Source organism: Pseudomonas sp. H3_E04 (assembly GCF_054668915.1).
Window position 1 is genome coordinate 4,544,443 of the sequence record NZ_CP162797.1, and the last position, 25,199, is coordinate 4,569,641.

The 25,199-nt window shown below is 61.1% G+C and carries 7 protein-coding genes; 2 read left to right on the plus strand and 5 right to left on the minus strand.

Annotated features, from left to right (window positions below; all coding sequences use genetic code 11):
• Positions 1-8: 8 nt before the first annotated feature.
• From AB4N53_RS20615 to AB4N53_RS20625, 3 genes are all read right to left on the minus strand, one after another.
• Positions 9-938: a diiron oxygenase gene (locus tag AB4N53_RS20615; protein ID WP_460122698.1), complete on the minus strand. Its 930-nt coding sequence runs from the start codon at positions 936-938 to the stop codon at positions 9-11.
• Positions 935-1,711, minus strand: coding sequence for a DUF3050 domain-containing protein (locus AB4N53_RS20620; RefSeq protein WP_460122700.1), 777 nt, complete (start codon positions 1,709-1,711; stop codon positions 935-937). The genes AB4N53_RS20615 and AB4N53_RS20620 overlap by 4 nt, the downstream gene beginning before the upstream one ends.
• Before the next feature lie 699 nt (positions 1,712-2,410).
• Positions 2,411-3,121, minus strand: a complete 711-nt coding sequence (locus AB4N53_RS20625) for a GntR family transcriptional regulator (RefSeq protein ID WP_071174000.1) — start codon at positions 3,119-3,121, stop codon at positions 2,411-2,413.
• A gap of 196 nt (positions 3,122-3,317) precedes the next feature.
• Here AB4N53_RS20625 and lapG point away from each other — a divergent pair, with 196 nt between their 5' ends.
• Both lapG and lapD read left to right on the plus strand, forming a co-directional pair.
• Complete coding sequence (gene lapG / locus AB4N53_RS20630; RefSeq protein WP_460122702.1) at positions 3,318-4,010, plus strand: cysteine protease LapG; 693 nt, start codon at positions 3,318-3,320, stop codon at positions 4,008-4,010.
• Between the two features lie 14 nt (positions 4,011-4,024).
• Positions 4,025-5,971 carry a cyclic di-GMP receptor LapD gene (lapD, locus tag AB4N53_RS20635; RefSeq protein ID WP_341638306.1) on the plus strand — a complete coding sequence of 649 codons (1,947 nt, stop codon included), beginning with the start codon at positions 4,025-4,027 and terminating at the stop codon, positions 5,969-5,971.
• A gap of 116 nt (positions 5,972-6,087) precedes the next feature.
• On the opposite strand, the gene AB4N53_RS20640 is transcribed toward lapD, so the two are convergent.
• Together AB4N53_RS20640 and AB4N53_RS20645 are read right to left on the minus strand one after the other, a co-directional pair.
• The gene (locus AB4N53_RS20640) at positions 6,088-6,426 is read right to left on the minus strand and encodes a hypothetical protein (RefSeq protein WP_016772279.1); all 339 of its coding nucleotides are present in this window, start codon (positions 6,424-6,426) and stop codon (positions 6,088-6,090) included.
• 149 nt (positions 6,427-6,575) lie between these two features.
• Complete coding sequence (locus tag AB4N53_RS20645) at positions 6,576-24,914, minus strand: LapA family giant adhesin (RefSeq protein ID WP_460122705.1); 18,339 nt, start codon at positions 24,912-24,914, stop codon at positions 6,576-6,578.
• Positions 24,915-25,199: the final 285 nt, after the last annotated feature.

The following is a 25,199-nucleotide window of genomic DNA, read 5'->3' on the forward strand; positions in this document are numbered from 1 at the left end:
CGGCCTCCTCAAACCAGATAGTCGCGCAGGGCGTCCTGCACGGACGGTGTGTCGAGCAGCGAGCTGTTGTGGAAAAACCTGACGATGTTGCCCACCAGCGGGTGGTGGCGATTGATCGGGAAGGCCAGTCCGGCGATTTCTTCGCGCAGTGAATGGCGCGTGGTGTCGCTGACCGGCAGTGCGTCGATCAAGCGCAAATCGAAGGACTTCTGGATGTCGTTGGTCAGGTAATGGCCGATGAACACCGGCAGAATCTGCGCGATGGTTTCGCGGTCCGTGTCGCTGGCGGTGTGCCAATAGATGCGCACCATCCGCGCCCAGAAACTCGAGTGGCGACCCTCGTCGAGCAAGTGGTCGGCCATCAGGCCTTTGATCGACGGCTTGACCGAATCGTCGCGGGCGAACGCGGCGACATCACCGGTCACGGTGTTTTCGGCGATCGCCACGCAGATCAATTCCACCGCGCTGCGCAGGTGTTCCGGGGCCAGCGCGACGGCAGCGGGGATCGCCCGGCTCAGTTCGATTTCGTCAGGCAACTGAATCGGCTCGATACCGGTCAGCGCGACCGTTTGCTGCATGAAGTCCATGGCCACCAGCGCGTGGTAATCCTCATCGACCACTACGGTCATCGCGTCGTAGCGACAGGCGAACGGGAACGCCACGGCAAAGCGATTCTTGGCGATGCTGCGCGCGGTCTTGTCGACGATTTCGGTCTCGAAAATCACTACGTCGTTGATGAATTTGTACAACGTCTGCACCAGGGCGAAATCACGTTGTTGCGGGCATTCACGCAGGAAGGTTTCGCTGAGCACCAGCGCCTGGCGGCTGAGCGGGTAGATCAGGCGCTGATCGTCTTCGAGCACCCGGCGCGGACGAGTGCGGATGGTCGCGCGGCTTTCCCAGGCATCAGCGAAGGATTGATAGTCGGCGGCGTTCATTGGGCCACCTCGGCAACTTTTGCGCCCATGCTCAAGCGCAGGCCGTCCCACAGGGCGATGCGGCTTTCCACGGCGGCGATGGCGCTGGCATAGACTTCAGCTGCGCGCTGCGGATCGCCATCGACCAGACGCTCCAGCAGCTGTTCGGCGGCGGGGCCATGGTCTTCAGAGTCGACTTCGATATGCCGTTGCAGGTAGTAGCGAAAGGTCGGTGCCTGTTCGATGCCGATGCCCCAGTCATCGAGGATGCGCTGGAACATCGTCGGAATGACGCTCTCGCGACCGTGCAGGAACGCGGCGGCAACGCTGTGTCCCGGCGCCTCCAGGGCAATGCGCAAGGTATCGCGGACAAACTGTGCGGCTGCCGGGTCGACATCGATGCTCTGCAACGCGACGTCGTAGCTCACGCCTTCCTGCTGCAACGTGACGAAACGCTCCACCGCCGTGGTACTCGCGCCGATCTCGCGCATCGCATCCAGGTACAACTCGAAGTGGCTGTAGTGGCCGGCATCGAGGCGATCATCCGATTCCTCGCCCAGCACGATCTCGTTGATCAGCCGAGCGGCGTGAGGATCGCGCGGCGGCAACCAGGGTAAACGCGTGCAGGTCAGTTCCTGTTGCAGGCGCTTGGTCAGCGACATGAAGTCCCATACGGCAAATACATGGGTTTCCATGAAACGGCGTAATACCGATAACGAAGTAATCTCGGAAAAGATCGGGTGAATACTCAGTTCGGCTTTCTTCAGGGCGAGTTGCTGCTTAGTGGGCATCATGATGTCCTTTATCAGTGATATGAAGTGCACGGTTCTTTCAGTTGCTGTAAGCGGTCGAACTAGTTCGATAGCAAGTTGGTCGGGCGAAACTTGATTGCGATGTGGCTCCATTGCGGCGCCACGGTTACTGCCGATGGTGTTTCAGGTATGCCGCGCTGAACGGAGAAGTTCAAACCTGGCGAGAGAAAACTAATACAGGGCAAAAGCAATTAACAAGTTTATTTTCAATTATTTTAAGTTGGCTGTTTTTTGAATATGAGAGTTGCCGATAAAACTTTCCAGGCAAGTTTTATTCAGGCGTAGTTACTCCTTTCGGCTAATAACGGCCAAAATTGATAAACAAGAGTGAATGCCTCACTCGAAGCAACTTTCAACTAAGGGGATTTACTGAATTCATAGGGGGACGAAAGTTGGCCGGGACCGGCGCCATGACTTCCTGTTTCCCGTGACAAGGCTCCTTCCGTAGGTTCCTGTTGCGGGGACTGTGCCGTCAGGGCGGCGCGTCCCCGTTCTATAGGGTTGGCGCTTGAAGAGTGCGGGTAAATTGCCGTCACGGCTATTACCGATTGGTCATCGGCGGGCAGCAGAAATGCGTCGGCGGGGCCGGGGCGGGCACCAGCGGGCACGCCGATCCGCTGCCAGGGCCGGCAGCAGAGCGGTCGCGCAGATTTGTAAGGGGATTATTCGACGTACAAGATATCAGCGTGCGGTGTGACGCTTCTGTGCGGCGGGAGTCGCGAGGTAGCGGGTGATGACTTCAACGCCACGGTTGAGGTGCTGCTCCAGCATTTCGAGCGAGCGCGGGATGTCCCGCTCGATCACGGCCTGAAGCATGGCACGGTGGTCGTCCTGAGACAGTTTGCCCAGGCCCATCGCTTCCAGATTGAAACGCAGAAAACGTTCTTCTTCGTTCAAGCCGTCCTCCACCAGGCGCAGCAGTCGCTGATTGGGCGCCTTGCTGTACAAGGCCATGTGGAACAGACGGTTGAGGCGGCCGATTTCGTTGTAGTCGTGTTGCGCTTCCAGTTCGTCGATGTAGCCAGCGGCGAGTTGATGCTCGGCCTCAGTCAGCAGCGGAATGGACTGCCGTAATGCCTCGGATTCGAGCAGAATGCGCAACTCGTAGGTTTCAGCGGCATCACCCTGAATCAGCGGGGCGACCACGGCCCCTTTGTGCGTGGTGACGCTAAGCAGCTCCTGCGCTTCGAGCTGGCGCAAGGCTTCGCGCACCGGCATGCGGCTGACCCCGAACAGATCGGCCAGATCCTGCTGGCGCAGCGCAGTGCCACAGGGCAGGCGTCCATCGAGAATGGCCGAGCGCAGGGTTTCTTCAATCACCGACCGGGCCAAATGCGCAGGAATCGGTCCTTCGACTTTGATGCTGTGCAGCGGTTTGGGCTTCTGAGTCACGACAACACACCCTGTAGGTCGCAATATTTGGATCCAAATGACACTAGTGATTGCTCTACAGGTTGTCAAACCTTGTAAAACGTTACGCGGCAATCTCAAGTCTAGCGGGTCTTCGATGATCTCACGGTGCCATTGTTTTTTGCCGGGCTAAGCTTCACCATCAAACGCTTCCTTTCTGTCCTTCTGGAAACCTGCAGTGGCGGTACGTTTCGCGATCCCTCGGACCCTGCGCTGGCTTGGCTGCACATTGCTGCTGGCCGGCGTCATGCTGGGCGGTCTGCACGCCGATTGGGATTTTTCCGCGATCAGCCGCAAGGCCACGGCTCTTTATGGGCCGCTGGGCGCCGGGCAGCAGCGCATCGACGCCTGGCAGAATCTGCTGGCGACGCAGAAGCAGGCCAGTGAGATGGACAAGCTCAAAGTGGTGAACCTGTTTTTCAACAAGCAGGTGCGCTACGTCGAAGACATCGATCTGTGGCGCGAAGTGGATTATTGGGAAACCCCGGTCGAAGCGCTGTGGAAGGGCGCCGGTGACTGCGAAGACTATGCCATCGCCAAGTATTTCAGCCTGCGCCATCTCGGAGTATCCAGTGACAAGCTGCGCATCACCTACGTCAAGGCGCTGCGCCAGAACCGCGCGCACATGGTGTTGACGTACTATGCGACCCCCGATGCCATGCCGCTGGTGCTCGACAGCCTGATCGATCCGATCCAGCCGGCGGCGCAGCGGACCGATTTGCTGCCGGTCTACTCTTTCAATGCCGAAGGCCTGTATTTGCCCGGCGCCAAGGGCAACAAAAAGGTCGGCGACACCAAACGCCTGTCGCGCTGGCAGGATGTGCTGAAAAAAATGCAGGCCGAAGGTTTTCCGGTCGAGACGACTAACTAGGAGCACGCGCTCAGATGTCTTTGTTCAAACAGCTGTTGATCGCTATCTGTCTGTTCCTGGTCGTGGCCTTCACCGGCAGCTTCATGGTCAGCCTGGAGAGCTCGCGCACCCAGTACGTCAACCAGTTGCGCTCCCACGCGCAGGACGCGGCGACGGCGCTGGCGTTGTCGCTGACGCCGAATATCGACGACCCGGCGATGGTCGAGCTGCTGGTCAGTTCGATTTTCGACAGCGGCTATTACGCAAGCATCCGGGTGGTCGACGTGAAGACCGAGCAGACCATCGTCGAGCGCAGCGGTACCCCGGCGGTGAGCAACGTGCCGGATTGGTTCGTCAAACTGATCGGCCTGGAGCCGGCGGGTGGCGATGCGCTGGTCAGCCGTGGCTGGGAGCAGGCGGCTCGGGTCGAGGTCGTCAGCCATCCGATGTTCGCCGTGGCCAAGCTGTGGCAGAGCGCGCTGGGTAGCCTTGGCTGGTTGCTGATCTGCGGCGCACTGAGTGCGGTGCTCGGCGCGCTGTTGCTGCGTCGGCAGTTGAAGCCCCTCGATTACATGGTCCAGCAGTCCCATGCGATTGCCCGCCGCGAGTTTCTCAGCCTGCCGGACCTGCCGCGCACGCCTGAATTGCGTCGCGTGGTGCAGGCGATGAATCAGATGGTCGAGAAGCTCAAGACGCTGTTCCAGGAGCAGGCCGAGCGCAGCGAAAAATTGCGTACCGAGTCCTATCAGGACAACCTCACCGGCCTGGCCAACCGCCGCTATTTCGAAATGCAATTGAACAACCGCGTGAGCAACCCGGAGCAGGCCAGTTCCGGTTACCTGCTGCTGTTGCGGGTCAAGGACCTCGCCGGGCTCAACCAGCGACTCGGCGGCCAGCGTACCGACCAGTTGCTCAAGGCCGTCGGTGAGCAACTGACCCGCGAGTGCGCCAGATATCCACAGACCCAGGATCTGGTCACGCGTATACGCGGCGGTGAATTCGCTGTGCTCGCCCCCGGGCTGGTGCGCGAGGAAGCGTTGCAGTTGGCGCAGAATCTCGACAACGCCTTGAGCAGCCTGCATGCCACTGGCGCGACCGATGTGCCGGCGGTGGCTTCGATCGGGCTGGCGCCGTTTGCCCACGGTGACTCCCCGCAAGCGGTGCTGACACTGGGCGATCAGGCGCTCGCACAGGCCGAAGGGCAGGGTGAGCAGAATTGGGCGTGCATCGATCAGAGTCTGGTGGCGGAGGTCGGTGACGACCATCACGCTTGGCATCGACTGCTGGATCAGGCCTTGAGTCAGCAGCGTTTCGAGTTGTATTTCCAGCCGGTGGTTGCGGCGCAGGACACGCAACTGGTGCTGCATTACAAGGTGCTGTCGCGTCTGCTCGACGAGCAGGGCCAGACCATTCCCGCCGGACGTTTCCTGCCGTGGCTGGAGCGCTTCGGCTGGACCGCGCGGCTTGACCGGCTGATGCTCGAACGCGTGCTGGAACAGATGAAAGGGCACGAGGATTCACTGGCGCTGAACCTGTCCTCAGCAACGCTGGCCGACCCGCAGGCGTTGAACAAAGTCTTCGAAATTTTGCGCGCGCATTCCAATCTCGGCGCGCGTCTGACTCTGGAGATCGGCGAGGAGCAATTGCCTGAACAGGCGGTGCTGGAGCAGTTGACCCGACGCCTGCGCGAGCTTGGCTTCTCGCTGAGTCTGCAGCGCTTCGGCGGGCGCTTCAGCATGATCGGCAACCTGGCGCGGTTGGGCCTGGCGTATTTGAAAATCGACGGCAGCTACATCCGCGCGATCGATCAGGAGAGCGACAAGCGCCTGTTCATCGAAGCGATCCAGCGCGCCGCGCACAGCATCGATCTGCCGCTGATTGCCGAACGGGTCGAGACTGAAGGCGAGTTGTCAGTGATTCGCGAGATGGGCTTGTATGGCGTGCAGGGGCAGTTGCTCGGTGAGCCGAAGCCCTGGAAGTAACTTGTCTTCAGTGATGCCGCCTTCGCGAGCAGGCTCGCTCCCACATTTGAAATGCATTCCAGTGTGGGAGCGAACCTGCTCGCGAAAGGGCCAGTCCAGTTGGTGAAGATCCAGGATCAGATCAACCCGCCCTCATCCTCATCGATCAACTGGCTCAACCCGCCCAGCGCTTCACGCGCCTGGGTGCGGTCCATCAGTTTGGCCTGGGCCGCCGCCGGCAGGTCGGTGACGCGGATCACGCCTTTCTGGGTCAGCACCTGAATCAGGTCGTCGAGTACCCGAATCATTTCAAAGTCGCTCTGCTTGAGCTGTTTGAGGCTGTTTTCCACGGCTTCGTTGGCGTACCACGCCTGAATCTCATGGTTGTCGGCGGGCAGCGTTTCCGTGGCCTCGGCGTACGCCGCAGCTTCCACGCGAATCAACTGGCCCTGCGCATCGCGTTGCACGTAAAACATTGAGCATCCCTCACAAATGAACAGCGTCATGCTGTCAGCAGCATAGCCAACTGCGCGTCAGTATGCGGGGCGACGATTAAATCGTCACCGCTGCATTGCCCGCAAACGCGACGGCCGCCTCACAGGAGGCGGCCGTCGTTGTTTCAGCCTCAGCTGTTGTTGTGATCGACCTTGATGGTCGGGTCGCTGCCGGCAATCAGGTTGTGCAGGTTGGCGCTCGCCCAGTTGTTGCCTTCCAGTTTGATCGTCACGTCTGGCGTGGCCGCAGCGGCATCGCCCGAGTTGAATTTGCCCGCCGAGCTGACTTGCAGCGACGACGTGCCATCCACCGTGGTGATCTTCAGGAAGTTGTCGATCGTGCTGCCGGTCTCGCCCTGCAACAGATCGCGCAGGTCGATGCGGTCGCCTTCGCTGGCTTTGAAATCCTTGATCACGTCGTTACCGGTGTCGCCCGATTTCCAGACGAAGGTGTCGCCACCGGAACCGCCGATGAGGATGTCGTTGCCCTGACCGCCGATCAGCGTGTCGTTGCCGGTGCCGCCGAGCAGGATGTCATTGCCTTTGCCGCCGTCGAGCAGGTCGTTGCCGCCCGAGCCGAACAGGATGTCATTGCCTGCGCCACCGAGCAGCGTGTCGTTGCCATCGTGCGCACCGGACACATCGAACGCCTGATAGTGCTCGGTGATGTACTGGTGCACGTTGCTGGTGCTGACTTTGCTGACATCGACGCCGGTTTCCTTGGCAACGAACGCCTGCATCGCCTGGTAACCCTCGCCGGCAATGCCGTTGAAGCTGACCAGATCGCCGAACAGGATGTCGTTGCCTTCGCCACCATTGACGGTGTCGTTACCCGGCATCGTCGCTTCGGTATGGCCGATGATCGAGTTGGCCAGATCCTTCGGATCGATGTTGGTTTGCGGCGTTTTGTCCGAATCGTACGGCTTGAGGTCGTTGAGGCTGACGTCATTGTTCAGACCAATGGCTTCGACGCTCGACAATCCGCTCAGCAAGGCAAAGCCGCTGGTGGAGTTGCTGGTCGTCGACGAGTTGGTGCTGTTGCCGGTACCCGCGAGGTTCGACAATTCATAAGTGCCGTCGCCCTGCGCGTGAATCGTGCCCAGGGTCTCGCTGCTCCAGCCCCACCACGAGTTGTAGGTTTGCAGCACAACGCTGCCGGCACTGTTGATGGTCAGGTAGTGCGAGTTGTCGATGTAGGTGCTGAACGTATCGCCCTGCTTGTAGTTGCTGGTGTTCACCACGCTGTCGAGTTTCACGTTGCCATACAGCGTCGGGTTGGTCTGCTCGCCGGTCTGATAGTAAGTGGGCTGGCCGTCGGTGATGAAGTACGTGAGGTTCTTGGCCCCGGTGTTGGCGACCGCATCGGCGCTCTGGAACCAGTTGGCCGTGGTCTTGAACACGTCCTCGTAGTTGGTACCGCCGCCGGAGCCCATCGAGTTGAGTACGGCTTTGAGCAACGTCAGTGCATTCGGGTCGTTGAGATTCACCGACACCGACTTGTTGACCTGGGTATCGAAGTCCACCAGGAAAATGTTCACCGTGCCCGAGTTGCTGCCGCCCAGGCTTTGCTTGAGGCTGTTGAACACCGAGGTCAGCGAGTCTTTCGCAGCGTTCAGCGACGAGGTGCTCATGCTGCCCGAGCTGTCGACCATGAACGCAATGTTGTAGTTGGTGCCCGGCACCACGGTCAGGCCGCCGATGTCAGCGACGATGATGTCGTTGGCGTCGGTGCCGGTGACGTTGTCGTCACCCGAGGTGGCGGTGACCGCGTTGTAAACCGCAGGCACTACCGTGACCGGAATGGTCGCGGTGCTGCTTGCCGAGCCGCCGACCTGTTCGGTGGACGTCGAAGTCACGGTCAGGTTGAACTGGCCGTTGTAGTAGGTGGGCGGGGTCACGGTCAGAGAGCCGAGGTTCCAGCCGGTGACGTTGGCTTCGCCATTGCTCGCGGTAACGGTGAAGGTATGACCCGCGCCATCGCTGAGCACCGAACCGACCGGCGCACCGCTGATCTTCACGCTCAGGGTTTCCGAGCCGTCGGTGTCGGTCAGCGCGGTGCTGATCGCCGACAGTTTCACCGTGGTGCCTTCGGCGCCGGTGTTGAGCTTGTAGCCGTCGTAATAGCCTTCGCCGTTGGTGCCGTGCAGATCGGAGACGGTGACGCCCGAGTTGATCAGGTCCTGCACACCGGTGTAGATCGGCACGCCGGCATTGCTGAGGTCGATCGGCGTGCCGCCGTTGACCGACAGGTTGACGTCGTAGCTGCCCGGGCCGCTCTGGTTGTGGTGGTAGATGTCGAGGGTGTAGTAACCGCTGGTAGTCGGGGTAAACGAACCATTGATCGCACCGCCCGCGCCCCAGGTACCGGAAGCCACACTCTTGCCGCCGATGGTAATCAGCAGGCTGTCATCGGCCACGCCGCTGAAGGTGTAGGTCTTGCCGGCTTCCAGGTAGATCAGGCCAGAGGTTTTCGACGCCGTACCGGCGGCGACACTGCCGTCAGACTGCACGTTAGTGACGTTGCCGCTGGAGTTCGGTTTGCCGGCCGCGTCGATGACGTTTTTCAGGGTGGTCGAGTTCGCGCCGCTGCCGTCAGTGCCCAGACCCGACAGACCGGTCCAGACTTCCTTGATCAGGCCAGTGGATTTAACGCTGCTATCAGCCACGGCCACGGTCGGCGCATCCGCCACTGGCGTGATGTCGATCTTCACTGTGCCGGTGCTGCCCAGCGCTTGGCCATCGGTAGGCTGGAACTTGATCTGCGCGTAGTCCGCCTGATTGTTGCCTAGACCAGTGCCGCCGTAACCGTTGGTGCCCGACTCGTTGGCATCCGGCAGGAAACGCAGCTTGCCGGCGTCGATGTCGGCCTTGCTGAAGGTCTGGTTGTTGGCAACATCCTTCCAGGTCGAGCCGTCCAGATACTGCAGTTTGCCCTCGCCCGGCAGCTGCGTGATCTTGATACCGAGGCTGCTCGCCGGACTGTCGACATCGCTGACGCCGAAGGTCGACCAGCCGAGTACCAGCGGCGTGTCTTCGGTGCCGGTGACATTGCTCGGCGCGGCGACCGGTGCATCGTTGACTGCCACCACGTTGACCGTGGTGGTCGCAGTGTTCGAGTAGTTGCCGCCATCGGTCACCGTCACGGTGATGACGCGCGGCACGGTGCTAGGGTTTTCGCTGCTGTTGGTGAAGCTGATGTTCTTGATGGCCTGCATGTAGTCGGCCAGGGTCGCGTTACCCGAGAGGGTCAGGGTCACCGTGCCGTTGGTGCTGTTGGCATTGATGGTGATGCCGTTGACGCTGTTGCCCAGATTCAGCGCATCGCCGTCCTGACGGTTGGTCAGCACCACGGTGGCACCGGTCAGCATGGTGCTGTCCGGGTCGGTGATGCTGAGGTCGGTGTCAGCGATCGACACGCCGGCGCCCGGGGTGTTCTCGGTGAACGTCACTTTGTAATCGGCACCGGTCGCGCCGCTGGAGTTGTTGGCATCCAGATCGAGCACCGGTGGTGCGTCGTTGTCGATGATCGAGGTGCTGACGCTGCCGTTGGTGCTGCTGACCGCGAGGTTCTCGAAGTTGCCGCCGGTAGCCGAATCGATCTTGACCACGAAGTTCTCGGTGCCTTCGGTGATCTTGTCATCGAGGGTGGCGACGTTGAACTGCGCGCTGCTGGCGCCCGCCGGGATCTTCACGGTGTACACGCCGGTGAAGTCCGAACCGTCGGCAGCAGTGCCGCTGTAGACGATTTTCAGGGTCACTTCGGTCTGCGCCGGGTGATTGAGGCTGACGGTATAGCTGGCGGTCTGGCCTTCGGTCACCGAGCTGCTGCCGGTGATGCTGACGGTGGTGGTGTCGACTGTGTCGGTGACGCTGGTCACCGCTGGCGTGGTGCTCGGTACCAGTTTTTCGAAGCTGCCTCCGGTGGCGCTGCTGATGGTCGCCTGCACGGTGCCGGCGTCTTTGTAGACGTCGTCAGCTGGCGCTGGAACGTTCACCGTTCCTGTGGTTTCGCCTGCCTTGATGGTGATCACGGCGCCGTTCGACAAGGTCACCGTTACTGGCGAGCCAGCGGCGTTGGTCAAAGTCGCGGTGTAGGTGATCTGGCCACCCTCCGCCACCGAACCGGTCGCGCTGAGCGACAGGTTGGTGGTGTCGACGGTGTCGGTCACGGTGGTGCTGACCGGGGTCTTGTCGGCGACGAGGTTTTCGAAGTTGCCACCGGTTGCGCCAGTGATCGAGTTGGTGATCGGAGCGTGGCCGGTCAGTGCATCGTTCGAAGCAACAGCGGTTGCGGTGCCAGTGGTCTGACCGACGCCGATGGTGATGGTCTGGCCGTTGGCCAGAGTCACGACGACAGGCGAGCCGGTTACGGGCGCGCCGACTGTTGCGGTGTAGACGACGTTGCCGCCTTCGGCCGCAGTAGCGGTTGCGCTCAGTTTTACGGTGGTGGTGTCAATGGTGTCCGTAACGCTGGTGACGGCAGGTGTGCTGCTGGTCACCAGGTTTTCGAAGTTGCCGCCGGTGGCTTTGCTGATGGTTGCCTGGACGGAACCGGCATCTTTATAGACGTCGTCGGACGGTGCCGGAACAGTTGCGGTGCCGGTGGTTTCGCCAGCCTTGATGGTGATTACGGCGCCGTTCGACAAGGTCACGGTCACAGGTGAGCCAGCGGCGTTAGTCAATGTCGCGGTGTAAACAATCGATCCACCTTCGGCCACGGAACCGGTCGCCGACAGGGACAGGTTGGTGGTGTCGACGGTGTCGGTCACGGTGGTGCTGACCGGGGTCTTGTCGGCGACGAGATTCTCGAAATTGCCACCGGTTGCGCCAGTGATCGAGTTGGTGATCGGAGCGTGGCCGGTCAGTGCATCGTTCGAAGCAACAGCGGTTGCGGTGCCAGTGGTCTGACCGACGCCGATGGTGATGGTCTGACCATTGGCCAGAGTCACAACCACAGGCGAGCCGGTGACTGGCGCGCCGACGGTGGCGGTGTAAGTCACGGTACCGCCTTCAGCCACCGAAGTATCGGCGGTCAATCTGACGGTCGAGGTATCGATGGTGTCGGTGACTGTCGTCACGGCCGGAGCAGTACTCGGCACCAGGTTCTCGAAGTTGCCACCAGTGGCACTGGTGATCGTCGCCTGCACAGAGCCGGCGTCTTTGTAAACGTCATCGGATGGCGCAGGAACAGTAGCGGTGCCGGTGGTTTCGCCTGCTTTGATGGTGATCACGGCGCCATTCGACAACGTCACGGTCACTGGCGAGCCAGCGGCGTTGGTCAATGTCGCGGTGTACGTAATCTGGCCACCTTCAGCCACGGAGCCGGTCGCCGACAGGGACAGGTTGGTGGTGTCGACGGTGTCGGTCACGGTGGTGCTGACCGGGGTCTTGTCGGCGACGAGGTTTTCGAAGTTGCCACCGGTTACGCCAGTGATCGAGTTGGTGATCGGAGCGTGGCCGGTCAGTGCATCGTTCGAAGCAACAGCGGTTGCAGTGCCGGTAGTCTGACCGACGCCGATGGTTATGGTCTGACCATTGGCCAGAGTCACAACCACAGGCGAGCCGGTGACTGGCGCGCCGACGGTGGCGGTGTAAGTCACGGTGCCGCCTTCGGCCACCGACGTATCGGCGGTCAATTTGACGGTCGAGGTGTCGAAGGTGTCGGTGACTGTCGTCACGGCTGGAGCAGTGCTCGGTACCAGGTTCTCGAAGTTGCCACCAGTGGCACTGGTGATCGTCGCCTGGACGGAGCCGGCGTCTTTGTAAACGTCATCGGATGGCGCAGGAACAGTTGCGGTGCCGGTGATTTCGCCAGCCTTGATGGTGATTACGGCGCCGTTCGACAGGGTCACGGTCACTGGCGAGCCAGCGGCGTTGGTCAGCGTAGCGGTGTAAGTGATCTGGCCACCTTCTGCCACCGAATTGCTGGCGCTGAGCGACAGATTTGTCGTGTCGGTAACGTCGGTGACAGAAGTCGAAACCGGAGTTTTGTCCGCCACCAGATCTTCGAAATTGCCGCCGCTCACGCCAGTGATCGAATTGGTGATCGGCGCGTTGCCGGTCAGCGCATCGTTCGAAGCGACAGCGGTTGCGGTGCCAGTGGTCTGACCGACGCCGATGGTGATGGTCTGGCCGTTAGCCAGAGTCACGACGACAGGCGAACCAGTAACTGGCGCGCCCACAGTGGCGGTGTAGGTGACCGTCCCGCCTTCGGCCACCGACGTATCGGCGGTCAATTTGACGGTCGAAGTGTCGATGGTGTCAGTGACCTGGGTGATCGCTGGCGTGGTGCTCGGAACGAGGTTCTCGAAGTTGCCGCCGGTAGCGCTGGTGATCGTCGCCTGGACGGAACCGGCATCTTTGTAGACGTCGTCGGACGGTGCCGGAACAGTTGCGGTGCCGGTGGTTTCGCCAGCCTTGATGGTGATTACGGCGCCGTTCGACAAGGTCACGGTCACTGGCGAGCCAGCGGCGTTGGTCAATGTCGCGGTGTAAACAATCGATCCACCTTCGGCCACGGAACCGGTCGCCGACAGGGACAGGTTGGTGGTGTCGACGGTGTCGGTCACGGTGGTGCTGACCGGGGTCTTGTCGGCGACGAGATTCTCGAAATTGCCGCCGCTGACGTTGGTGATCGCATTGGTGATCGGAGCGTGGCCGGTCAGTGCATCGTTCGACGCAACAGCGGTTGCAGTGCCGATAGTCTGGCCGACGCCGATGGTGATGGTCTGGCCGTTGGCTAGAGTCACGACCACAGGCGAGCCGGTGACTGGCGCGCCGACGGTGGCGGTGTAAGTCACGGTACCGCCTTCAGCCACCGAAGTATCGGCGGTCAATTTGACGGTCGAGGTGTCGATGGTGTCGGTGACTGTCGTGACGGCTGGAGCAGTGCTCGGCACCAGGTTCTCGAAGTTGCCACCAGTGGCACTGGTGATCGTTGCCTGCACAGAGCCGGCATCTTTGTAGACGTCATCGGACGGCGCCGGAACGGTCGCAGTACCGCTGGTTTCACCAGCCTTGATGGTGATCACTGCACCGTTCGACAAGGTCACGGTCACTGGCGAGCCAGCGGCGTTGGTCAATGTCGCGGTGTACGTGATCTGGCCACCTTCGGCCACGGAACCGGTCGCACTCAGCGACAGATTTGTCGTGTCGGTAACGTCGGTGACAGAAGTCGAAACCGGAGTTTTGTCCGCCACCAGATCTTCGAAATTGCCGCCGCTCACGCCAGTGATCGAATTGGTGACCGGAGCATTACCGGCCAACGCATCGTTCGCAGCAACAGCAGTTGCAGTGCCAGTCGTCTGACCGACGCCGATGGTGATGGTCTGGCCGTTGGCCAGAGTTACCACAACTGGCGAGCCGGTGACCGGAGCACCAACGGTGGCGGTGTAGGTGACCGTCCCGCCTTCGGCCACTGAAGTATCAGCAGTCAGTTTGACGGTCGAAGTGTCGATGGTGTCAGTGACCTGGGTGATCGCTGGCGTGGTGCTCGGAACGAGGTTCTCGAAGTTGCCACCGGTAGCGCTGGTGATCGTCGCCTGGACGGAACCGGCGTCTTTGTAGACGTCGTCGGACGGTGCCGGAACAGTTGCGGTGCCGGTGGTTTCGCCAGCCTTGATGGTGATCACTGCACCGTTCGACAAGGTCACGGTCACTGGCGAGCCAGCGGCGTTGGTCAATGTCGCGGTGTACGTAATCTGGCCACCTTCGGCCACGGAACCGGTCGCCGACAGGGACAGGTTGGTGGTGTCGACGGTGTCGGTCACGGTGGTGCTGACCGGAGTCTTGTCGGCGACGAGGTTTTCGAAGTTGCCACCGGTTGCGCCAGTGATCGAGTTGGTGATCGGAGCGTGGCCGGTCAGTGCATCGTTCGACGCAACAGCGGTTGCAGTGCCGGTAGTCTGACCGACGCCGATGGTGATGGTCTGGCCGTTGGCCAGAGTCACGACGACAGGCGAACCGGTTACCGGCGCGCCCACAGTGGCGGTGTAGGTGACAGTGCCGCCTTCAGCGACCGATGTATCGGCGGTCAGTTTGACGGTCGAGGTATCGATGGTGTCAGTGACCTGGGTGATCGCAGGCGTAGTGCTCGGAACGAGGTTCTCGAAATTGCCGCCGGTGGCACTGGTGATCGTCGCCTGGACGGAACCGGCATCTTTGTAGACGTCATCGGACGGCGCCGGAACGGTCGCAGTACCGCTGGTTTCGCCAGCCTTGATGGTGATCACAGCACCGTTCGACAGGGTCACGATCACTGGCGAGCCAGCGGCGTTGGTCAAAGTCGCGGTGTAAGTGATCTGGCCACCTTCGGCAACAGAGTTGGTGGCGCTGAGCGACAGATTAGTGGTGTCGGTAACGTCGGTGACAGAAGTCGAGACCGGAGTTTTGTCCGCCACCAGATCTTCGAAATTGCCGCCGCTCACGCCAGTGATCGAGTTGGTGATCGGCGCGTTGCCGGTCAGCGCATCGTTCGAAGCGACAGCGGTTGCGGTGCCAGTAGTCTGACCGACGCCGATGGTGATGGTCTGGCCGTTGGCCAGAGTTACCACAACTGGCGAGCCGGTGACCGGAGCACCAACGGTGGCGGTGTAGGTGACCGTCCCGCCTTCGGCTACAGAAGTATCAGCGGTCAGTTTGACCGTCGAAGTGTCGATGGTGTCAGTGACCTGGGTGATCGCTGGCGTGGTGCTCGGAACGAGGTTCTCGAAGTTGCCGCCGGTAGCGCCGGTGATCGTCGCCTGCACGGAACCGGCATCTTTGTAGACGTCGTCGGACGGTGCCGGAACAGTTGCGGTGCCGGTGGTTTCGCCAGCCTTGATGGTGATTACGGCGCCGTTCGACAAGGTAACGGTTACTGGCGAGCCAGCGGCGTTGGTCAATGTCGCGGTGTAAACAATCGAACCACCTTCGGCCACAGAACCGGTCGCGCTAAGCGACAGGTTGGTGGTGTCGGCAACGTCGGTGACAGAAGTCGAAACCGGAGTTTTGTCCGCCACCAGATCTTCGAAATTGCCACCGGTTACGCCAGTGATCGAGTTGGTGATCGGCGCGTTGCCGGTCAGCGCATCGTTCGCAGCAACAGCGGTTGCAGTGCCAGTAGTCTGACCGACGCCGATGGTGATGGTCTGACCGTTGGCCAGAGTTACCACAACAGGCGAACCAGTAACTGGCGCACCAACGGTGGCGGTGTAAGTCACGGTGCCGCCTTCAGCCACCGACGTATCAGCCGTCAGTTTGACGGTCGAAGTATCGATGGTGTCAGTGACCTGAGTGACCGCTGGAGTGGTGCTCGGAACGAGGTTCTCGAAGTTGCCACCGGTAGCGCTGGTGATCGTTGCCTGCACGGAACCGGCATCTTTGTAGACGTCGTCGGACGGTGCCGGAACAGTTGCGGTGCCGGTGGTTTCGCCAGCCTTGATGGTGATTACGGCGCCGTTCGACAGGGTCACGGTCACTGGCGAGCCAGCAGCATTGGTCAGTGTCGCGGTGTAAGTGATCTGGCCACCTTCAGCCACCGAATTGCTGGCGCTGAGCGAGAGACTGGTGGTGTCGGCAACGTCGGTGACAGAAGTCGAGACCGGAGTTTTGTCCGCCACCAGATCTTCGAAGTTGCCGCCGGTTACGCCAGTGATCGAGTTGGTGATCGGAGCATTACCGGCCAACGCATCGTTCGAAGCAACAGCGGTTGCGGTGCCAGTGGTCTGACCGACGCCGATGGTGATGGTCTGGCCGTTGGCCAGAGTTACCACAACTGGCGAGCCGGTGACCGGAGCACCAACGGTGGCGGTGTAGGTGACCGTCCCGCCTTCGGCCACCGAAGTATCAGCGGTCAGTTTGACCGTTGAAGTGTCGATGGTGTCGGTGACTTGAGTGACCGCTGGCGTGGTGCTCGGTACCAGATTTTCGAAGTTGCCACCGGTAGCGCTGGTGATCGTTGCCTGCACGGAACCGGCATCTTTGTAGACGTCGTCGGACGGTGCCGGAACAGTTGCGGTGCCGGTGGTTTCGCCTGCTTTGATAGTGATCACAGCGCCGTTCGACAAGGTAACGGTTACTGGCGAGCCAGCGGCGTTGGTCAATGTCGCGGTGTAAACAATCGAACCACCTTCGGCCACAGAACCGGTCGCGCTAAGCGACAGGTTGGTGGTGTCGGTAACGTCGGTGACAGAAGTCGAGACCGGAGTTTTGTCCGCCACCAGATCTTCGAAGTTACCGCCGGTTACCCCAGTGATCGAGTTGGTGATCGGCGCGTTGCCGGTCAGCGCATCGTTCGCAGCAACAGCGGTTGCAGTGCCAGTAGTCTGACCGACGCCGATGGTGATGGTCTGACCGTTGGCCAGAGTTACCACAACTGGCGAGCCGGTGACCGGAGCACCAACGGTAGCGGTGTAGGTGACCGTCCCGCCTTCGGCTACAGAAGTATCAGCGGTCAGTTTGACCGTCGAAGTGTCGATGGTGTCAGTGACCTGGGTGATCGCTGGCGTGGTGCTCGGAACGAGGTTCTCGAAGTTGCCGCCGGTAGCGCCAGTGATCGTCGCCTGCACGGAGCCGGCATCTTTGTAGACGTCATCGGACGGCGCAGGAACGGTCGCGGTGCCGGTGGTTTCGCCTGCTTTGATAGTGATCACAGCGCCGTTCGACAAGGTAACGGTTACTGGCGAGCCAGCGGCGTTGGTCAATGTCGCGGTGTAAACAATCGAACCACCTTCAGCCACAGAGCCGGTCGCACTCAGCGACAGGTTGGTGGTGTCGGCAACGTCGGTGACAGAAGTCGAAACCGGAGTTTTGTCCGCCACCAGATCTTCGAAATTGCCGCCGCTCACGCCAGTGATCGAATTGGTGATCGGAGCATTACCGGCCAACGCATCGTTCGCAGCAACAGCAGTTGCAGTGCCAGTCGTCTGACCGACGCCGATGGTGATGGTCTGACCGTTGGCCAGAGTTACCACAACTGGTGAGCCGGTGACTGGCGCGCCGACGGTGGCGGTGTAAGTCACGGTACCGCCTTCGGCCACCGAAGTATCAGCTGTCAGTTTGACCGTTGAAGTGTCGATGGTATCGGTGACATTCGTCACCGCTGGAACCGCGCTTGGCACCAGGTTCTCGAAGTTGCCGCCGGTCGCACCCTCGATGGTCACTTCGACTTTACCGGCATCTTTATAGACGTCGTCTTTCGGTGCATCGACTGTCACGGTGCCGGTGGTTTTACCCGCGTCGATAGTGATCGTGGCGCCATTCGACAGGGTCACAGTCACCGGTGTGCCGGCCGGGTTGGTCAGGGTTGCGGTGTAGGTGATCTGACCACCTTCGGCGACCGAATCGCTGGCGGTCAGGTTCAGGTTGGTGGTGTCGGTAGTGTCCGATACCACGGTGTCGGCGGACTTGCCGTCGACCACGAGTTTTTCGTAGTTGCCGCCCGTGGCGCCATCAATGGTCACGCTCAGCGAGCTGCCACCCGCCAGCGGGCTGTTCGGCGCGACGTAGTTGACGCTGCCGGTGGTTTCGCCAACGGCGATGGTGATGGTCTGACCGTTGGACAGGCTGACGATGACCGGAGAGCCGGTCACTGGCGCGCCCACGGTCGCGGTGTAGACCACGGTTTCGCCTTCAGCAACGTTCGCGGTGGCGCTCAGCGATACGGTGGAGGTGTCGATGGTGTCGTTGACCGCAGTCACCGCTGGCGCTTTGCTGGTAACGAGGTTTTCGAAGTTGCCGCCGGTTGCGCTCTGGATGGTCGCTTCAACGCTGCCGGCGTCTTTGTAGACGTCGTCTTTCGGAGCATCGACCGTCACGGTGCCGGTGGTTTTACCGGCCTCGATGAGGATGGTCGCACCGTTCGACAGGGTCACGGTGACCGGTGTGCCGGCAACATTGCTCAAGGTCGCGGTGTAGGTGATCTGGCCGCCTTCGTTCACCGCATCGGTCGCGCTGAGCGACAGGTTGGTGGTGTCGACGGTGTCGGTCACGGTGGTGCTGACCGGGGTCTGGTCAGCGATGAGATTTTCGAAGTTGCCGCCGCTGACGTTGGTGATCGAGTTGGTCAGCGGCGCGTGGCCGGCGAGTGCGTCGTTCGGCGCGGTGGTGCTCACGCTGCCGCTGGTCTTGCCGACTTCGATGGTGATGTTCTGACCGTTGGCCAGGGTTACGACCACAGGCGAACCGGTGACCGGTGCGCCAACGGTGGCGGTGTAGGTGACGGTGCCACCTTCGGCTGCGGTTTCGGTGGCGGTCAGTTTGACAGTCGAGGTGTCGACGGTGTCGGTGACATCGGTGACCGCTGGCGTGGTGCTCGGCACCAGGTTTTCAAAGTTGCCGCCGGTGGCGTCCTTGATCGTGACTTCAACTTTTCCGGCGTCTTTGTAGACGTCATCGGCAGGTGCCGGAACGGTGACGGTGCCGGTGGTTTTGCCGGCCTCGATGGTGATCACTGCGCCGTTGCTCAGATTCACGGTCACCGGCGTGCCGGCCGGGTTACTCAGGGTCGCGGTGTAGACAATCGAACTGCCCTCGGCCACAGAGCCGGTCGCGGACAGCGACAAGCTGGTGGTGTCGGCGACGTCAGTCACCGAGGTCACCGCCGGGGTCTGGTCGGCTACGAGGTTTTCGTAATTGCCACCGCTGGCACCGTCGATTTTCACGCTCAGGGTGTTGCCGCCGGCCTGTGCATCGTTCGGTGCGGTGAAGTTCACGCTGGCGCTGCTGGCGCCAACCGGAATGGTGATGGTCTGGCCGTTGGAAAGGGTCACCACCACTGGCGAACCGGTGACCGGTGCGGTCACGGACGCGGTGTAGACAACCACGCCGCCTTCAACCGCACTGGCGCTGGCGGTCAGCGCAACGGTGCTGTTGTCGATGGTGTCGGTGACATCAGTTACCGCAGGAGTCTTGTCGATAACCAGATTTTCAAAGTTGCCGCCGCTGGTTTTGGTGATGCTCGCATCGACCTTGCCGGCGTCCTTGTACACATCATCGCCAGGCGCAGCGACGGTCGCAGTGCCAGTGCTCGCACCCTTGGCAATGTTGATCACCGCGCCGTTGCTCAGGGTCACGCTCATGGCCGTGCCGGCCGGATTGCTCAGGGTCGCCGTGTAGACGATCGAGCCGCCCTCGGCCACGCTGCTGGTGGCGCTCAGGCTGATGTTGGTGGTGTCGACGGCGTCGGTGACTTTGGTCACCACAGCCGAACGATCGGCATCGACGCGCTCGAAATTGCCGCCGCTGTGGCTGGCGATCGCCGTCCGCACGTTGCTGCCATCGATGTACGGCGTGTTGGCAGGCGCCGGGAAATTCACCGAACCGCTGGTGGCACCGGCCGCGATGTTGATCACCGCGCCGTTGGCCAGGGTCACGGTCATCGCAGTGCCGGCTGGGTTGCTCAGGGTCGCGGTGTAGGTGATCTGGCCACCTTCGCTGACGGTATCGCTGGCAGTCAGGGTCAGTGCGGTTGTGTCGACGGTGTCGTTGACCGTGGTGCTGACCGGGGTCTTGCTGACGTCGAGTTTCTCGAAGTTGCCACCGCTGGCATCGGTCATGGTCACGGTGAGCTTGCTGACGTCCTTGTAAACGTCATCGCTCGGTGCGGCAATCGTCACCGAACCGCTGGTCTTGCCGGCTTCGATGGTGATGGTCTGGCCATTGCTCAGGTTGACGGTTACCGGCGTTTGCGCGGCGTTGGTCAACGTTGCGGTGTAAGTGATCGAAGAGCCTTCGAGCACATAGCTTTCTGCGCTGAGGGTCAGGTGCGTGGTGTTGACCGTGTCGGCAACATTGGTCACCGCAGGCGTAGTGCTCGGCACCAGATTTTCGAAGTTGCCACCGGTGGCGTCCTTGATCGTCACTTCGACTTTGCCGGCGTCTTTGTAGACGTCATCGGCAGGTGCCGGAACGGTCACGGTGCCGGTGGTCTTGCCGGCTTCAATGGTGATGACCGAGCCGTTGCTCAGATTTACGGTGACCGGCGTACCGGCAGGATTGCTCAGCGTCGCGGTGTAGGTGATCTGACCACCTTCGTTGACGTTGCCAGTGGCAGTCAGCGCGACGCTGGTGGTGTCGACGGTGTCGGTCACGGTGGTGCTGACCGGGGTCTTGTCGGCGACCAGATTTTCGTAGTTGCCGCCGCTGACGTTGGTGATCGAATTGGTCAGCGGTGCGTGACCGATCTGCACGTCATTCGATACCGGGGCGGTGACGCTGCCGGTGGTCTGGCCGACGGCGATGGTGATGTTCTGGCCGTTGGCCAGGGTCACGACAACGGGCGTGCCGGTGACTGGCGCGCCGACAGTGGCGGTGTAAGTCACGGTACCGCCTTCGGCCACTGAAGTATCAGCAGTCAGTTTGACGGTCGAAGTGTCGATGGTGTCGGTGACTTGAGTGACCGCTGGCGTGGTGCTCGGAACGAGGTTCTCGAAATTGCCACCGGTAGCGCTGGTGATCGTTGCCTGGACGGAACCGGCGTCTTTGTAAACGTCATCGGACGGGGCCGCAACGGTTGCAGTGCCGCTGGTTTCGCCAGCCTTGATGGTGATCACGGCGCCGTTCGACAAGGTAACGGTTACTGGCGAGCCAGCGGCGTTGGTCAAAGTCGCGGTGTAAACAATCGAACCACCTTCAGCCACAGAGCCGGTCGCACTCAGCGACAGGTTAGTGGTGTCGGTAACGTCGGTGACTGAAGTCGAAACTGGAGTGTTGTCCGCCACCAGATTTTCGTAGTTGCCACCGCTTACGCCAGTGATCGCGTTGGTCAGCGGAGCGTTGCCGTCCAAGGCATCGTTCGGTGCGGTGTAGGTGACTGAGCCAGTGGTCTGGCCGACGGCGATGGTGATGTTCTGACCGTTGGCCAACGTCACGACCACAGGGGAGCCGGTGACTGGCGCGCCGACGGTGGCGGTGTAAGTCACGGTGCCGCCTTCGGCAACCGAGGTGTCTGCGGTCAGCTTCACCGTCGAGGTATCGACGGTGTCAGTGATTTCGGTCACTACCGGCGTAGTGTTCGGCACCAGATTTTCGAAGTTGCCGCCGGTGGCGTCCTTGATGCTGACTTCGACCTGGCCGGCGTCTTTGTAGACGTCATCGGCAGGCGCTGGAACGGTAACGGTGCCGGTGGTTTTGCCGGCATCAATGGTGATCACCGAGCCGTTGCTAAGGGTCACGGTTACCGGGGTGCCGGCCGGATTCGTCAGCGTGGCGGTGTAGGTGATCTGGCCACCCTCGGCCACGGAGCCGGTGGCGCTAAGGCTCAGGCCAGTGTCATCCACCGAGTCGGTAATCGTGGTCACCGCTGGCGTGTTGCTTGGCACCAGGTTTTCGAAATTGCCACCAGTAGCGCCAGTGATCGTGGTGCTGACGGTGCTGCCATTGTTGTAAACGTCATTGGCCGCAGTCGGCACGTTGACGGTGCCCACGGTGTCGCCGGCCGCAATGGTGATGGTCGAGCCGTTGGACAGGGTGACGGTTACCGGCGTCTGGGCTGGATTAGTCAGCGTCGCGGTGTAAGTGATCTGACCGCCTTCAACGACGTTGTTGGTCGCGGTCAGGGTCAGGCCGGTGTTGTCGACCGAATCAGTGATCGTAGTGACGGCTGGCGTAGCGTTCGGCACCAGGTTTTCGAAGTTGCCACCGGTTGCACTGGTGATGGTGGTGCTGACAGTGCTGCCGTTGTTGTAAACGTCATTGGCCGCAGTCGGCACGTTGACGGTGCCGACGGTGTCGCCGGCCGCAATGGTGATGATCGAACCGTTGGACAGAGTGACGGTTACCGGCGTCTGCGCTGGATTAGTCAGCGTCGCGGTGTAGGTGATCTGACCGCCTTCAACGATATTGTTGGTCGCAGTCAGGGTCAGGCCGGTGTTGTCGACAGAATCGGTGATCGTGGTGACCGCAGGCGTGTTGCTTGACACCAGGTTTTCGAAATTGCCACCGGTAGCGCCAGTGATGGTGGTGCTGACGGTGCTGCCATTGTTGTAAACGTCATTGGCCGCAGTCGGCACGTTCACGGTGCCCACGGTGTCGCCAGCCGCAATGGTGATGGTTGAGCCGTTCGACAGGGTGACGGTTACCGGCGTCTGGGCTGGATTAGTCAGCGTCGCGGTGTAAGTGATCTGTCCGCCTTCAACGACGTTGTTGGTCGCGGTCAGGGTCAGGCCGGTGTTGTCGACCGAATCAGTGATCGTAGTGACGGCTGGCGTAGCGTTCGGCACCAGATTTTCGAAATTGCCACCGGTAGCGCCAGTGATCGTGGTGCTGACGGTGCTGCCGTTGTTGTAAACGTCGTTGGCCGCAGTCGGCACGTTGACGGTGCCAACGGTTTCGCCCGCAGCAATGGTAATGGTCGAACCGTTCGACAGGGTGACAGTTACCGGGGTTTGCGCCGGGTTGGTCAGTGTCGCGGTGTAAGTGATCTGACCGCCTTCAACGATGTTGTTGGTCGCGGTCAGGGTCAGGCCAGTGTCATCTACCGAGTCGGTGATGGTGGTCACGGCAGGTGTGGTGTTTGGCACCAGATTTTCGAAATTGCCACCGGTAGCCCCGGTGATCGTGGTGCTGACGGTGCTGCCATTGTTGTAAACGTCATTGGCCGCAGTCGGCACGTTGACGGTGCCCACGGTTTCGCCCGCAGCAATGGTGATGGTCGAGCCGTTCGACAGGGTGACGGTTACCGGGGTTTGCGCCGGGTTGGTCAAGGTCGCTGTGTAGGTGATCTGTCCGCCTTCAACGATGTTGTTGGTCGCGGTCAGGGTCAGACCGGTGTTGTCGACCGAGTCGGTAATGGTGGTAACGGCTGGCGTCGGGTTCGGCACCAGGTTTTCGAAATTGCCACCGGTTGCACTGGTGATGGTGGTGCTGACGGTGCTGCCGTTGTTGTACACGTCATTGGCCGCAGTCGGCACGTTCACGGTGCCCACGGTGTCGCCGGCCGCAATGGTGATGGTCGAGCCGTTGGACAGGGTGACGGTTACCGGCGTCTGGGCTGGATTAGTCAGCGTCGCGGTGTAAGTGATCTGTCCGCCTTCAACGACGTTGTTGGTCGCGGTCAGGGTCAGGCCGGTGTTGTCGACCGAATCAGTGATCGTAGTGACGGCTGGCGTAGCGTTCGGCACCAGATTTTCGAAGTTGCCACCGGTAGCGCCAGTGATCGTGGTGCTGACGGTGCTGCCATTGTTGTAAACGTCATTGGCCGCAGTCGGCACGTTCACGGTGCCGACGGTTTCGCCAGCCGCAATGGTGATGGTTGAGCCGTTCGACAGGGTGACGGTTACCGGGGTTTGCGCCGGGTTGGTCAAGGTCGCGGTGTAGGTGATCTGTCCGCCTTCAACGACGTTGTTGGTCGCGGTCAAGGTCAGGCCGGTGTTGTCGACCGAATCAGTGATCGTAGTGACGGCTGGCGTCGGGTTCGGCACCAGGTTTTCGAAGTTGCCACCGGTAGCGCCAGTGATCGTGGTGCTGACGGTGCTGCCGTTGTTGTACACGTCGTTGGCCGGCGTCGGCACGTTGACGGTGCCGGTAGTCTGGCCAGCGCCAATGGTAATGGTCGAGCCGTTCGACAGTGTGACGGTTACCGGGGTTTGCGCCGGGTTGGTCAATGTCGCGGTGTAAGTGATCTGGCCACCTTCGGTCACGCTCGAACCAGCCGTCAAAGTAACGGTAGTGGTGTCGACAGTGTCGGTGACTTGCGTGGTCGCCGGGACAGTTGGCGGGGTCACGGTGATGCCGTTGCCGCCGGTGGTGCCGGTGACGGTCACGTCGATCTGGGTCGGGTCGTTATAGACCGTGTCGTTCGGCGCCAGCGGCACGTTGACGGTGCCGGTGGTGGCGCCGGCCGGGATGACGATCACTGCGCCATTGGACAGAGTGATGGTCAGGTCGGTCAGCGGCGCCTGAGTCAGGGTCGCGGTGTACACCAGCACGCCGCCGGCTTCGGTGATGGTCGGCGTGGCACTGAGGCTCAGGGTCGAATCACGCAGCGCATTGGTGGTGGTGTCGGTGGTCAGGCCGCCCGTGGTGTCCTGCGCGACTTGCCCGGCGGAGTTGATGCCCGCCGTAGGGAAGCCAATGGTCGGATCGACGCGGCCAGCGGTGGCGTCGAGCATGACGAAGCTGTGACCGCCACCGGCAGCACCACCGGTACCTGCGGCAGTTGGGCCGGCAGCGGTGGATTCGAGTGCGGTGGTCGGGTCGACCCCGGCGGCAATGGCTTGCTGCAGTTCTTCTACAGAAGGCGCAGCCTGCGCCGTCGCCTCGGCCAGGTCAGTGCTGGACTCAGGCGAGCTGGCGCTCCACTGGGTGTCGCGGCCCAGATCGAGCATGCGGCCATCGGCCAGTTCCAGCGACACCGCGCCGGACAGACCGGTATCGATCTGGTCGCCGACATACAGGCGATCGCCTTCAACGAGTACGCGACGCACGCCCTCTGGGGACACCACGAAAACCTGACCGACAATGCTTTTGACGACGGCAACAACACTGCTCATTGAAGACTCTCCGGGGTGTCACATTCAGTTGACTTCCATGGACCTGACGGGCGTCGGCGCCACTTCAGTCTGGACGTACTTTCTATAAATGGATAACTTATTGACGCTGGGTTTTCGTCAATAATCTGGCTATAAATTATCGCGATTAACTTTATGCCAAACTATTGACCTTCTGGGAGCCATCCTAAACAATCGCCCCACTAATGTCACATTGATATTTCCGCGGCGACCTGTCCTTCAGCCTGTCATCCAGTTCCTGTTTTGAACTTTCCGACATACGGTCTT